This window comes from Streptomyces sp. CB01580 (assembly GCF_001905795.1).
Lineage (GTDB): Bacteria > Actinomycetota > Actinomycetes > Streptomycetales > Streptomycetaceae > Streptomyces.
Window position 1 is genome coordinate 558,832 of the sequence record NZ_LIXJ01000002.1, and the last position, 13,021, is coordinate 571,852.

The 13,021-nt window shown below is 70.1% G+C and carries 11 protein-coding genes, 1 tRNA gene and 1 pseudogene; 8 read left to right on the forward strand and 5 right to left on the reverse strand.

Translation table 11 applies throughout. From position 1 onward, the window contains the following. Nucleotides 1-18 precede the first annotated feature (18 nt). Nucleotides 19-2,004, reverse strand: a complete 1,986-nt coding sequence (otr(A), locus tag AMK22_RS04925; RefSeq protein WP_073781949.1) for a tetracycline resistance ribosomal protection protein Otr(A) — start codon at nt 2,002-2,004, stop codon at nt 19-21. A gap of 216 nt (nt 2,005-2,220) precedes the next feature. Here otr(A) and AMK22_RS04930 point away from each other — a divergent pair, with 216 nt between their 5' ends. From AMK22_RS04930 to AMK22_RS04940, 3 genes are all read left to right on the forward strand, one after another. After that, nucleotides 2,221-4,092, forward strand: a complete 1,872-nt coding sequence (locus tag AMK22_RS04930) for an SWIM zinc finger family protein (RefSeq protein ID WP_443333271.1) — start codon at nt 2,221-2,223, stop codon at nt 4,090-4,092. 11 nt (nt 4,093-4,103) lie between these two features. After that, complete coding sequence (locus AMK22_RS40565; protein WP_073781951.1) at nt 4,104-4,859, forward strand: protein kinase domain-containing protein; 756 nt, start codon at nt 4,104-4,106, stop codon at nt 4,857-4,859. 569 nt (nt 4,860-5,428) lie between these two features. Next, a complete protein-coding gene (locus AMK22_RS04940) occupies nt 5,429-5,710 on the forward strand; it encodes a hypothetical protein (RefSeq protein WP_073781952.1) in 282 nt (93 codons plus the stop codon). Between the two features lie 8 nt (nt 5,711-5,718). Here the strand turns inward: AMK22_RS04940 and AMK22_RS40570 are convergent. The 4 genes and pseudogenes from AMK22_RS40570 to AMK22_RS04960 all read right to left on the reverse strand — a co-directional run. Continuing rightward, a pseudogene (locus AMK22_RS40570) lies at nt 5,719-6,015 on the reverse strand (helix-turn-helix domain-containing protein); the annotation flags it as partial. Between the two features lie 35 nt (nt 6,016-6,050). After that, nucleotides 6,051-6,383, reverse strand: coding sequence for a glyoxalase superfamily protein (locus tag AMK22_RS04950; RefSeq protein ID WP_073781953.1), 333 nt, complete (start codon nt 6,381-6,383; stop codon nt 6,051-6,053). A gap of 48 nt (nt 6,384-6,431) precedes the next feature. Then, nucleotides 6,432-6,929, reverse strand: coding sequence for a GNAT family N-acetyltransferase (locus AMK22_RS04955; RefSeq protein WP_242433834.1), 498 nt, complete (start codon nt 6,927-6,929; stop codon nt 6,432-6,434). A gap of 340 nt (nt 6,930-7,269) precedes the next feature. Then, nucleotides 7,270-7,341: transfer RNA gene (locus AMK22_RS04960), tRNA-Arg, on the reverse strand. Nucleotides 7,342-7,508: 167 nt separating this feature from the next. On the opposite strand from AMK22_RS04960, the gene AMK22_RS04965 reads away from it, so the two are divergent. The 5 genes from AMK22_RS04965 to thrC all read left to right on the forward strand — a co-directional run bounded on the left by AMK22_RS04965 (nt 7,509) and on the right by thrC (nt 13,007). Next, nucleotides 7,509-7,991: a response regulator gene (locus tag AMK22_RS04965; protein ID WP_073781955.1), complete on the forward strand. Its 483-nt coding sequence runs from the start codon at nt 7,509-7,511 to the stop codon at nt 7,989-7,991. A gap of 55 nt (nt 7,992-8,046) precedes the next feature. Further along, a complete protein-coding gene (gene nrtL, locus AMK22_RS04970) occupies nt 8,047-9,084 on the forward strand; it encodes an ArgS-related anticodon-binding protein NrtL (protein WP_073781956.1) in 1,038 nt (345 codons plus the stop codon). A 27-nt stretch (nt 9,085-9,111) separates the two neighbouring features. Beyond that, a complete protein-coding gene (gene lysA / locus AMK22_RS04975) occupies nt 9,112-10,503 on the forward strand; it encodes a diaminopimelate decarboxylase (protein WP_073781957.1) in 1,392 nt (463 codons plus the stop codon). A 95-nt stretch (nt 10,504-10,598) separates the two neighbouring features. Continuing rightward, nucleotides 10,599-11,930 carry a homoserine dehydrogenase gene (locus AMK22_RS04980; RefSeq protein WP_199883120.1) on the forward strand — a complete coding sequence of 444 codons (1,332 nt, stop codon included), beginning with the start codon at nt 10,599-10,601 and terminating at the stop codon, nt 11,928-11,930. 6 nt (nt 11,931-11,936) lie between these two features. Then, entirely contained in the window at nt 11,937-13,007 is a 1,071-nt protein-coding gene (gene thrC / locus AMK22_RS04985) for a threonine synthase (RefSeq protein ID WP_073781958.1), read from the forward strand. Nucleotides 13,008-13,021 lie beyond the last annotated feature (14 nt).

Here is a 13,021-nt window from a genome sequence, read left to right on the forward strand (position 1 = left end):
GCGCGGTACGACGCTGATTCAGACGCGCTTGAGTACATGCAACAGGTATTCGTCCCGGTTCAGCGGATCGGCGCCCGTCGGCCTGGGCCGCACGGGAATCACTCCGGTAGCGGGTCGGTGGCCCCGCGGCTCGGACAAGAACACCCCCTCTCCCCGGGTCAATTCGGGAACTCTCCCGCCGAACTCGTGGACGCGGCTGGTCGGCATCGTCCCCTCCAGGCGGAATACGTCCTTGTCGGCCACGGGTACGCCGGGGACGGCACCCGACTCCGCCAGCTTCGCCAGTACCGGACTGAGCCGGGCGGCCGGCACCTCCAGTTCGAAGGCGCTCACCGGTTCGTACACCCGGGTGCCGGCCTGCTGGAGCGCGTTCATGAGTACCAGCGGTGTGACCTTGCGGAAGTCATCGGCCGCGCTGACCGGACTGGCGAAACCGGTGCGGGTCAGCGTGACGGCGCAGTCGGTGACCTGCCAGCCGTACAGGCCGTGTCGCAGGGTGGTGCGCACGGTCTCCTCGATGGCCTTGTGGAAGGCCAGGGGGAGCGATCCCAGCTCCACCGCCAACCGGAAGACCACACCGGCGCCCTGTCCGGCCGGTTCGACGCGCAGACCCACGGTCGCCCAGAAGTAGTTGTGCGCCCGTGTGTCCATCTCCTCCACGGCCTCACCCGCTCCCACGGGCTTCTCGATGCAGACCGTGCGGGTCCGGTCGAAACGGGCCCGCACCCCGAAGGACTCCGCGAGCGTGGCGGCGAGGATCTCCTTCTGCACTTCCCCGTAGAGGCGGACCACCGACCCGTCCGCGTTCTCCTCGTCCTGCCGCAGGTCGACGGAGGGGTCCTGTTCGGCGAGCAGACGAAGGGCTGTGTGCAGCCGCGCCGCGTCCGCCGGCCGCTCCGGCCGGACCACGGTCTCCAGACCGGGCGGCGCGAAGAAGCGTCGCGGCGCAGGGCCGTCGAGCCGCCCGGCCCGGTCTCCGACGCGGACGTCCTTCAACCCTCGGACCTGTGCGATGTCCCCGGTGGAGGCGCGCGCCTCGACGGTGGCCGATCCGCGTGCGAAGACCTGTACGGAAGTCGTCCGTCCGGCATGCTCGGTGGTCCGGCCCAGGTGGTCGACCCGGTGCAGCGTCACCCGCTCGCGCGCGCCCAGTGTGCCGGAGTGCAACCGCAGATACGCGACCGTCTCCCCGCGAGGTCCGCGCTCGACCTTGAACACGGTCGCCCGCAGCAGTGCGTCCTCGGGACCGTGGGCCGCCGGAAGCAGGTCCCGGACACCGCGGAGCAGGTGCCCCAGGCCTTCGCCGGTCAACGCGGACCCGAAGTACACCGGATGCACCAGGCCGCGCGTGGTCTGCGCGGCCAGCTCCTCCGCGTACTCCTTCCCGGTCGGCATCCGCTCCTCGTCCAGGTACGCGGCGAGGAAGGCGTCGTCCCCCGTGGCCAGCAGCTCCCCGAGCCGCTCCGTGAACGCCGGGTCGTCGTCCGGCGCGAGTGGGACCGCGTTGGCGTGCGGCGTACCAATGCGGGACACGGTCGACAGGGCGATCGCACCGGGGGTGAGCCTGTCGCGGATCTCCCGCAGCACGTCGTCGTAGCGCGCGCCACCACGGTCGATCTTGTTGACGAAGATCAGTGTGGGGATCCCCAGCCTGCGCAGCGTCCGCATCAGGACGCGGGTCTGCGGCTGCACGCCTTCCACGGCCGACACGACCAGGACGGCGCCGTCGAGGACGCCCAGTGCCCGCTCCACTTCGGAGACGAAGTCGGCGTGCCCGGGTGTGTCGATGAGATTGACCTGGAGACCGTCGAGGACGAAGGAGGCCACGGCGGACCGGATGGTGATGCCGCGCCGCCGTTCCAGCTCCATCGAGTCGGTCTGCGTGGTGCCGACGTCCACGCTGCCCGCCTCGTCGATCACTCCGGTGCGGTGCAGCAGGCGCTCGGTGAGACTGGTCTTGCCGGCATCAACGTGGGCGAGAATGCCAAGGTTCAGCTTCTTCATGGGGAGGCGTCGGATTCCTGTGCGTCGTCATGCGGACCTTTCCTGCCGGAGTCGTGGTCGCCTGCCGCATCGTCCGCCCTTTCTGACCTGACGTCACTCGCACGCCCGCCCGGATGTCATGCCTCCCCGACGAGCGCCGTCACCGTAACAAGCAGTCGGCGCCGGGGCCCGGGATTTTCGATGGCATCGGACCCAGGCATGCCCCACGAGAGCGAAATGGTCCGCCCATCCGCGTCACGGAAAGGGTGGTTGACGCACGTTCGTGGGACGGGCGGTCCAGGGCGAGCGGTGGACACCAGCTGTCCCGCGGCCACCGATGGGCCGCTCTTCCGAAGGATCGCCGGTCCGGTCCGACCACCGGTCGTAGGGTGTGTATCCATCACGAGCACCAGGACCGGAGCAGGCGTGGAAAGAGTCGCGAAGGGCCTCACCGAGGCGAATCTCAGGGCGCTGGCGGGCACCCGTTCCTTCGAGCGCGGGACCGGATATCTCGATGCGGTGTCCGGGATCGAGGTCGGTGACGATGGTGCCACCGCGACCATCCACGGCACGGAGCGGTACGAGGTGGAACTGACGCTGGACGGACCTCGCGGACTGTCCGGCGAGTGCGACTGCCCGTACGGCCTGGAAGGCAACTTCTGCAAACACCTGGTCGCACTCGGCCTGAGCCTGCTCGCCCGGTCGGCGAGCCTGCCGAAGCAGCGGAAGGCGGCCCGGAGCCGGGCGCAGACCCTCGACGCCTGGCTGTCCGACCTGTCCAAGGAAGAGCTGCTGGAACTCGTACGGGACCGGATCGCCGAGGACCGGCAGTTCCGGCGCCGACTGGAACTGCGGGTCGCGAGCAGCCGAGGGGACCTGGCCTGGGCCCGGTCCCGGATCCGTGAGCTGCTCGACATCGGTCCTTTCGCCCAGTACGGCTACGTCGAGTACGCCGCCGCCCGTGCCTACGCCGATCAGGCCGGACAGGCGGCGTCCGCGATCGGGGAACTGACCGGCTCCGGCCGGGCCGCCGACGCGATCCCCCTGGCGCGGGAGGCCATCCGGCTGCTGGCCGGGGCGGCGGAGAACGTCGACGACTCCGACGGATGGCTCGGGCAGGTCGGCGCCGCCCTCGCCGACGCCCACCACGACGCATGCCGCGCGGCCGACCCCGACCCGGAGGAACTCGCGCACTGGCTCGTCGAGCACGCGCTCCACGACGACGGCGACTTCACGGACATCGATCCGCTCGACTACGAGGACGTTCTCGGTGAGCAGGGGATGACGGCCCTGCGGAGACACGCGGTGGAGGCCTGGCGGTCCAACCGCACCGGCTGGGCGGAGAAGTACCTGATGGAACGTCTGGCCAAGGCGGGAGGCGACGCGGACATGGTGATCGCCGTGCACGCGGCCGACCTCGCCCCGGACGGCTCCACCCACCTGACCATCGCCCGGGAACTGGACACCGCGGGACGGCCCGCGGAGGCCCTGGAGTGGGCGGAACGCGGCATCCGCGACAGCGAGGAGGCCGCCGACCTGGACGCCGCCCTCGTCGACTATCTCGCCGACCGCTACACACAGGCGGACCGGCTCGCCGACGCCGTCGCCCTGCGCCGCGACCACTTCGACGCCCACCGCACCCTGTCGGCCTACCAGCACCTGCGCGCCGCCGCCCGGACCGCCGACCGCTGGCCGCCCGAGCGCGAGCGCGCCCTGGTCCTGCTGCGCGCGGACGCCGAACGACGGCCGGGGAGCCACAGCGTTTCCGTCCTGGTCGACGCCCTGCTCGACGACAAGGACATCGACGCCGCCTGGCAGGCCGCCACCGAAACCGGCGCCCATGACCGCCAGTGGCTCGCCCTCGCCGACCACGCCCGCCCCGACCGCCCCTCCGACGCCCTCGACGTCTACCTGCGCCTGGCCGAACCGCTCACCCGGCAGACGGGCAACGCGCTCTACGAACGGCTCGTCGGCCTGCTGCTCAGCATGCGCGACTGCCACCGTCGCCTGGACACACCGAACGAGTTCACCGCGTACGTGACCGCCCTGCGCACCACCCAGAGACGCAAGCGCAACCTGATGCGGCTGATGGACGAGCACGGGCTCTGAGCCGGGCTCGGGTGGGGCCGCACCGGCTGGTCGCACTGGCTGCGGACCGGCCTCGGGGCGGGCCGCACCAGCCCGTCGCACAAATTCGGCGAGTCCAGGGCGCCCGTGGACCAAAGTGGCGCACACCGACCACATGGGGGAGGCGCGGCACGTGGAGCCACTGCGGGACGACGACCCGAAGGAGATCGGCGGATTCGCCTTTCCTGTCCGAGGCCGAGAGCCTCCGCACCGTCTACGGGCCGTTCGTCGCGGCCTTCGTGGGGGCCGATGCCGATGCCGACCGGCCGTGGATCGCCGTGGAGCACGTCCCCGGGCCGGATCTTCGCACCTTTGTCAGCGCACCCGGCCCGCTCCCGCTCGCCGAAACCGCCGGCCTCGGGGCGCTGTTGGCCGAGGGCCTCGGCACCGTGCACGAGGCCGGACTGCAGCACCGGGATCTGAAGCCGCAGAACATCCTGCCCTCCCGGTACGGCCCCAAGGTGATCGACTTCGGGCTCGCCGTACTCGCGGAACGCCGGACCACTTTGACGGCGGCCGGCTTCGTCGTCGGGTCGGTGCTGTGCATGCCGCCGGAACAGGCCCGGGGCGAGCACCGGTTGGACCGGGCGGCCGATGTCTGCGCGTTGGGCGCGGTGCTGGACGGCAGGAAGGGCGAACAGGGCGTCCTCATCGGCACGATGTACCGCTTCAAGGGGCTGGAGTACCGCTGCCTGATCACCGCCGGCGCGGCCGAGGGACTCGTGCGCCGGTCGTCGGTCGACGTCTGAGACGGGCCGGAGGGAGCGCCGTTCCACGGCGCTCCCTCCGCCGTCACGGTGGCCCCATGGGCCAGTCCGCGACGCGGCTGCACGTGCACCAGCTTGTCGCCGACCTTTCAACACGCCTCCCTTGATGAAGAGGCATCAGGCCCCGGGCCGACGAGTCTGCGAGGCGGTTCGCCCCGCACATGTCCGTACGGCGCGAGTGCGCGGGACCGGACATTGAGGATGCTGTCTGTCTGCCTGACGGCGTCGACGTCGCAGGTCGAAGTCTTGCCGGACCGAGCGGTCGCGGCCGATGAGGCCGTGCGTGTCGGCAGGTATGACAAAGGCCCTGAATCGCATTTCCGTGGTTCAGGGCCTTGGCGCCTTCTTCGAGGTGCCCCGGCAGGATTCGAACCTGCGCACACGGCTCCGGAGAGCCCTGTTGTTCTGCGTAACGTTACTGGTCACGCCGCGTTTTTGATCATTAGAGCGGAGCCTGTCCACGAACAGTCCACGGCGTTCAAAGCGGCTTGGAGGGCGCGCTTGTTGCCGAAAGAGCCACACAGGCGCCCTCATCTCGGCATGCTTGACCCATGACTCGCCGCAACGCGACCCAAGACTTCATGGCGCACAACCAGGCCATGATGCACACGTACTGCCATCAGCTGGCAGCGACATGGTTCGAACTGCATCCGGAGGCCACAGCCGCGGAGTTGGTGGAGTTCTTGAGGGAACAGGCGGAGAAAGCCCAGACTGTCGCTGCCGAGGTCTATGTAGCCAAGGAAAACATGACCATGGACGAGGCGATGGAGTTTCAGGTGCGCCACTACGACTACCGAGACATGATGCGTCGAGAACTGTCAGTAAACGGCTGAGGTCAGACGATCTTCTTGATCTCGCGCCGCTCGGGCAGGGTGAACGTCCTGGGCCGACCGCCCTTGTACTTCGGATACAGGGAGTCGAAGCCGTCGGTGTTGAAGTTGTGGATCACATCGCGGACCCGGTCATCGCTGGTGAACGTCACTTCGGCGATCTTCGCGACCGGCATGCCCTGCGCGGACAGCAGGATCATCTGGGCCCGCCGCCAGGTCACCACCGACCCGGTGCCCCGGCGGATGATCCGCAGCAGGCGCCGCCCCTCGTCGTCATCGATCTCGCGGACGCGTACTTGCTCAGCCACCAGCACAGCTTCCTGCCGCGCGCTGCCGACGATGGTCATTCCGTCGGCGTGCCGATCCGCAGTCGGTTGCCGTCGGGGTCGCGCAGCTCAATCTCACGCGCCCACGGAGCATCCTTCGCCTGCACACCGAACTCGGAGGCGATGGCCTCGACATCACGAACACGGAGGTAGACCAACGTGTCGGGACGGGCATCGCCCTTGTGCTCCGACAAGAACAACCGCACCCCGCCCCGGGCGACCTCGATGAACGCGGGAAGTCCCGGCTCGAAGCGGTGTTCCCACTGCTTGACGAAGCCCAGCCGCTCGTACCAAGCGACAGCCGCCGCAGCGTCCTCGACGCGAAGAATGGGAATGACTTCTTCGTCCATGGAGTCATCGTCGCAGACCGCCCAGGGCGAACGTTGCCTGATGCGGTACTAGGGGTGATCGCTTTCCGTATGAGCTCGCCGAGTGGGGAAGGTGAGCCGCAGAACGATCTCGCCGTCGTCGATCTCCCCGGTGGGCTCGAACCCGAACTTCTGATAGAAGGGCCACGGTTCGCCGTCGCCGGGCTCGTAGCTGGTCAGCAGCTCGGTGGCGCCGTCCGCGCGAACCAGGGTGGCGATCTGCGTGAGCGCCTCTCGGCCGATCCCTCGCCCCTGGTACCGCTTGTCGACGAGGAGGCGCCAGATGAAGTGCCGCCCTTTGTAAGGACCAGCCGGCGGCTTCCACGACAGCATCACGAAGCCGACTGGCTCGTCGTCGCGGTACAGGGCGCGGTACCAGGGATTGGCCTCCGGTTTCTTTGTCGCCTCCTTGAGCGACTTGGACACGGAGGCGACGAACTGCTTCTGGTCACGTCGGACGCGGAGGGCACGAACGGCATCCCGGTTGTCTTCGGTGATCTCCCTCAGGTACACGCCTGGGGACCTCATGTCACACCCCTTCCTGCATCCGGCAGCTGTGCCATCCGGGCCGACGTGAAGAGCCGCCGCCGTGCGGCAGTCCGTTGTGTGTACGCAATATCAAGGACGTCAGGTTGGACGTCTTCGCAGCGTATTCGCCGCAGCGGATCTGGAGCGGGACTGGCACGCCGGGCTGTGTCCGCGTCCGAAGTAGCTGCTTTGACCTGGGCAGACGCTCCAAGATCCTGTCCACGAATAGTCCACGGACCCCGACATACAGCCGCTCCAGGCGGCACACGCCTGACATACGCGAAGACCCCGGCCTCAGCGTTTCCGCTGGTGACGGGGTCTTTGGGCACCTCATGCAAGGTGCCCCCGGCAGGATTCGAACCTGCGCACACGGCTCCGGAGGCCGTTGCTCTATCCCCTGAGCTACGGGGGCGTTTCGCCGTGTTGCTCGGCGACGGGAGAAACACTACCAGCTTCCACGGGGGGTCCGTGAACAGGTATTTCCGCGCTGCCGAGAGGGCCCGTGCAGGTCGGCGGGCGGGGAGGGCGGAGGGACGGCGTACATCCGGCCACGCCCGCACCACTCGTCCGGGGGCGGAAATGGGCAAAACCCGGACGCAGCCCCTACGCCGCACCTACTCTCGGAGTGTGTCAGGCGCGTGTGGCCGCGTGCTTGTTGTCGACGACAACAAGGTCATCCGGCAGTTGATCAGGGTCAATCTCGAGCTTGAGGGCTTCGAGGTCGTGACCGCGTCCGATGGTGTCGAGTGTCTGGATCTGGTGCATCAGGTCTGTCCCGATGTGATCACTCTCGATGTCGTCATGCCCCGGCTGGACGGTCTGCAGACCGCCACCAGATTGCGTTCCGATCCGCGGACCAGACATCTGCCCCTGGCGATCATCAGTGCCTGCACCCCCTGCGAGGTGGACACCGGGGTCGCCGCGGGGGTGGACGCGTTCCTGGCGAAGCCCTTCGAGCCCAGTGAACTGGTTCGGCTCGTGGGGGAGTTGGCGAACCGGACGGAGCCGCCCGCGGCCGACGGCAGACAGGGGGCGGGGAGGGCGGGGAGCGCCGCCGGGTGACCGCATGGCGAAACGGGGTCGCGGGGTGGCCCCCTTCCTCCCATACGCTTGTCCTGTGACCCCCGCCGATCTCTCCAGGGCCGTGCTGCACGCTGTGCGTCGCGCGGTCGACGAGGACGCCTTGCGCGCGCCCGTGCCCGCGCGCGTGCGGGTGGAGCGGACCAGGCCCGGTGGGCGTGGGGACTACGCCTGTGCCGTCGCCCTCCAGCTGGCCCGGCCCGCCGCGCTGCCGGCCAGGGACGTCGCCGAGATCATCCGCGAGCGGGTGCGGGGCGTGCCGGGGATCGGCGCGGTCGAGGTCACGGGGCCCGGCTTCCTGAACTTCCGCCTGCTGGACGGTGCCGACCGGATCGGCGCGCTCGTCCGGGACATCGCGAGGAGCGGCCGGGAGTACGGGCACGGGCACGCCCTCGCCGGTACGACCGTGTCCTTCGCGCCCGTCGAGGAGGTGCGCGCCCTGGTCGTCGCCGAGGCCGTCGAGCGGCTGCTACGGGCCCAGGGAGCGACCGTGGGCGCGCGGGCCGCGGGTGGGGAGGCGCTGCACGTGATGCCGGTGCCCGCCGCCGACCGCGATCTCTTCGCGCGGCTCGGGAACGACGCCGCGCGCTGGGCGCTGCTGCGGGCCGCCCCGCACGACCGTCCCCAGGACACCGGCGACGACGCGCTCCTCGCGCAGCGGGAGGGCAATCCGCTGTTCCGCGTGCGGTACGCGTACGCGCGCACCCGGGCCCTGAGCCGCAACGCCCGGCAGCTGGGGTTCACCGCCGCGTACGAGGGTCCCGGGAGTGGCGCCGGGCCAGGGGGCGCGGAGCGGGCGGAGGCCGTGACGGACGCGCTCGCGGCGCTCCTCGCCGACCATCCCGACGTGCTCGCCGCCGCCGCTCGGCACCGGGAGCCCGACCGGATTGCCCGGCAGCTGGAGGCGGTCGCGCGGGCATTCTTCGACTTCCACGACAGCGCCCCACCGCTCCCCGTCGGTGACGAGAAACCCTCGGCCGCCCACCGTTCCCGACTCGCCCTCGCCGAGGCCGCCGGGACGGTGCTGGCAGGCGGCCTGTCCCTGCTCGGCATCAGCGCACCCGAAGTCCTCTGAGAGACCCGAGAGAGCAGAGCAAGCACCATGAGCCGTTCCGCACATCCCGCCGGGCCCCGTCACGCCGATGTCCTGCCGGAGGGGCACTACACCGCCCCGCCCACCGACCTCAACGCCCTGGACTCCAAGGTCTGGTCCCGTACCGTCGCCCGGAACGCGGACGGCGCCGTCACCGTCGGCGGGATCGAAGTGGCGCGGCTGACCGAGGAGTTCGGCACTCCCGCCTACATCCTCGACGAGAGCGACTTCCGGGCCCGCTGCCGGGCCTGGGCCCACGCCTTCGGGCCGGACGCCGATGTGTTCTACGCGGGGAAGGCGTTCCTGTCGCGGGCCGTCGTGCGCTGGCTCAAGGAGGAGGGCCTCAACCTCGACGTCTGCTCCGGCGGCGAGCTGACCTGCGCGCTGGACGCGGGGATGCCCGCCGAGCGCATCGCCTTCCACGGCAACAACAAGACCGTCGCGGAGATCGAGCGGGCGGTCACCGTCGGTGTCGGGCGGATCGTGCTCGACTCTTTCCAGGAGATCGCCCGCGTCGCCCACGTGGCTCAGCGGCTCGGCAAGCGGCAGCGCGTACAGATCCGGGTGACCGTGGGTGTCGAGGCGCACACGCACGAGTTCATCGCGACCGCGCACGAGGACCAGAAGTTCGGGATCGCGCTGGCCGGGGGAGAGGCCGCCGAGGCGGTGCGACGGGCGCTCGCCCTCGACGGGCTCGAACTCATCGGAATCCACTCGCACATCGGCTCGCAGATCTTCGACATGGCCGGCTTCGAGGTCTCCGCCCGGCGCGTGGTGGGGCTGCTCGCCGCAGTGCGCGACGAGCACGGTGTCGAACTGCCCGAGATCGACCTGGGCGGCGGGCTGGGCATCGCGTACACCTCCGACGACGACCCGCGCGAGCCGCACGAGATCGCCAAGGCGCTCGGCGACATCGTCACCCGCGAGTGCGAGGCGGCCGGCCTCGCCACCCCGAGGATCTCCGTCGAGCCGGGGCGCGCCATCGTCGGCCCCTCCGCGTTCACGCTGTACGAGGTCGGCACCATCAAGCCCCTGGAGGGGCTGCGTACGTACGTCAGTGTCGACGGCGGCATGTCGGACAACATCCGCACCGCTCTGTACGACGCCGAGTACAGTGTGGCGCTCGTCTCCCGTGCCTCCGACGCCGAACCGATGCTCGTCCGCGTCGTCGGCAAGCACTGCGAGAGCGGCGACATCGTGGTCAGGGACGCCTTCCTGCCGTCCGACCTGGCACCCGGCGACCTGATCGCCGTGCCCGCCACCGGCGCGTACTGCCGCTCCATGGCGAGCAACTACAACCATGCCCTGCGTCCGCCCGTCGTCGCCGTGCGCGACGGGCAGGCGCGTGTGATCGTCAGGCGTGAGACGGAGGAAGATCTCCTGCGTCTCGATGTCGGCTGATGAAATAGATGTCTCAGGATCCGGACGTATGACAGAAACTCCCGTCCGTTGAGTGAGACTGGTCCAGATATCAGAGGTTGAGGAATCGAGGTCGGATGATGCGTACGCGTCCGCTGAAGGTGGCGCTGCTGGGCTGTGGAGTGGTCGGCTCAGAGGTGGCGCGCCTCATGACGACGCACGCCGACGACCTCGCCGCGCGCATCGGCGCGCCGGTCGAGCTCGCCGGTGTCGCCGTCCGGCGTCCCTCCAGGGTGCGCGAGGGCATCGACCCCGCACTGATCACCACCGATGCGACGGCCCTGGTCAAACGGGGCGACATCGACGTCGTCGTCGAGGTCATCGGCGGCATCGAGCCCGCCCGTACGCTCATCACCACCGCCTTCGAGCACGGGGCGAGCGTCGTCTCCGCGAACAAGGCGCTGCTGGCCGAGGACGGCGCGGCCCTGCATGCCGCCGCCGAGAAGCACGGCAGGGACCTCTACTACGAGGCCGCCGTGGCCGGGGCGATCCCGCTGGTGCGACCGCTGCGCGAGTCCCTCGCGGGCGACAAGGTGAACCGGGTCCTCGGCATCGTGAACGGCACCACCAACTTCATCCTCGACCGGATGGACACCAGCGGCGCCGGATACTCCGAGGCGCTCGACGAGGCCACCGCGCTCGGCTACGCGGAGGCCGACCCGACCGCCGACGTGGAGGGTTTCGACGCCGCCGCCAAGGCCGCGATCCTGGCCGGTATCGCCTTCCACACCCGGGTCAGGATCGGTGACGTGCACCGCGAGGGCATCACCGAGGTCACGGCCGCCGACATGGCCTCCGCCCGCCGCATGGGCTGCACCGTCAAGCTCCTCGCGATCTGCGAGCGCGCCGCCGACGGGAACTCCGTCACCGCGCGGGTGCACCCCGCGATGATCCCGTTGAGCCACCCCCTGGCCTCCGTCCGCGAGGCGTACAACGCGGTCTTCGTCGAGGCCGAGGCGGCCGGGCAGCTCATGTTCTACGGCCCCGGCGCGGGCGGCTCGCCGACCGCGTCCGCGGTCCTCGGCGACCTGGTCGCGGTCTGCCGCAACAAGCTGGGCGAGACCACCGGCCCCGGCGAGTCCGCCTACACGCGGCTGCCGGTCAGCCCGATGGGCGACGTCGTCACGCGGTACCACATCAGCCTCGACGTGGCCGACCGGCCGGGCGTGCTCGCCCAGGTCGCGACGGTCTTCGCCGAGCAGGGCGTGTCGATCGACACGGTCCGCCAGCAGGGCAGGAGCGCGAGCGGCGTCGACGCGGCCGCCGCCGCACAGGACGGCGGCGAGGCGTCCCTCGTCGTCGTCACCCACCGCGCGCCCGATGCCGCCCTCTCGGCGACCGTCGAGGCGCTGCGCAAGCTCGACACCGTGCGCGGTGTCGCCAGCATCATGCGTGTTGAAGGGGAGTAAGGACCCATGACCAGCAAGGGCATCCACCAGTGGCGCGGCATCATCGAGGAGTACCGGGACCGGCTCCCGGTCACGGAAACGACGCCGGTCGTCACGCTTCGTGAGGGCGGCACGCCGCTCGTCCCCGCCCAGGTCCTCTCCGAGCGCACGGGCTGCGAGGTGCACCTCAAGGTCGAGGGCGCCAACCCCACCGGTTCGTTCAAGGACCGCGGGATGACGATGGCGATCACCCGCGCCAAGGAGGAGGGCGCGCGTGCCGTCATCTGCGCCTCCACCGGCAACACCTCCGCCTCCGCCGCCGCGTACGCGGTCCGGGCCGGCATGGTCTGCGCCGTCCTCGTACCGCAGGGCAAGATCGCGCTCGGCAAGATGGGGCAGGCGCTGGTGCACGGCGCCAAGATCCTCCAGGTGGACGGCAATTTCGACGACTGCCTGACGCTGGCCCGTTCACTTTCGGACAACTACCCGGTGGCGCTGGTCAATTCGGTCAACCCGGTCCGCATCGAGGGCCAGAAGACCGCCGCGTTCGAGATCGTCGACGCCCTCGGCGACGCTCCCGACATCCACGTCCTCCCGGTCGGCAACGCGGGCAACATCACCGCGTACTGGAAGGGCTACAAGGAGTACGCCGCGGACGGCATGGCCTCGCACACCCCGCGCATGTGGGGCTTCCAGGCGTCGGGTTCCGCGCCCATCGTCCGCGGCGAGGTCGTCAAGGACCCGTCGACCGTCGCCACCGCGATCCGGATTGGCAACCCCGCCTCCTGGCAGTTCGCGCTGAACGCCCGGGACGAATCGGGTGGTTTCATCGATGAGGTGACGGACCGCCAGATTCTGTCCGCGTACCGGCTGTTGGCCTCCCAGGAGGGCGTCTTCGTGGAGCCCGCCTCGGCCGCGTCGGTCGCCGGTCTGCTGAAGGCCGCGGAGCAGGGCAAGGTCGACCCCGGCCAGAAGATCGTCTGCACGGTCACCGGCAACGGCCTCAAGGACCCCGACTGGGCCGTCGCGGGCGCCCCGCAGCCGGTCACGGTCCCGGTCGACGCGGCCACCGCCGCCGAGAAGCTGGGCCTCGCCTAGTGCCGCTCCCGGCA

Bases quoted from the DNA above. Each gene is read 5' to 3' on its own strand.
- AMK22_RS04980 (WP_199883120.1), top strand. From the start codon at position 10,599: ATGATGCGTACGCGTCCGCTGAAGGTGGCGCTGCTGGGCTGTGGAGTG.
- AMK22_RS04940 (WP_073781952.1), top strand. From the start codon at position 5,429: ATGACTCGCCGCAACGCGACCCAAGACTTCATGGCGCACAACCAGGCC.
- AMK22_RS04930 (WP_443333271.1), top strand. From the start codon at position 2,221: ATGGTCCGCCCATCCGCGTCACGGAAAGGGTGGTTGACGCACGTTCGT.
- lysA (WP_073781957.1), top strand. From the start codon at position 9,112: ATGAGCCGTTCCGCACATCCCGCCGGGCCCCGTCACGCCGATGTCCTG.
- AMK22_RS04955 (WP_242433834.1), bottom strand. From the start codon at position 6,929: ATGAGGTCCCCAGGCGTGTACCTGAGGGAGATCACCGAAGACAACCGG.
- AMK22_RS04965 (WP_073781955.1), top strand. From the start codon at position 7,509: ATGGGCAAAACCCGGACGCAGCCCCTACGCCGCACCTACTCTCGGAGT.
- thrC (WP_073781958.1), top strand. From the start codon at position 11,937: ATGACCAGCAAGGGCATCCACCAGTGGCGCGGCATCATCGAGGAGTAC.
- AMK22_RS04950 (WP_073781953.1), bottom strand. From the start codon at position 6,383: ATGGACGAAGAAGTCATTCCCATTCTTCGCGTCGAGGACGCTGCGGCG.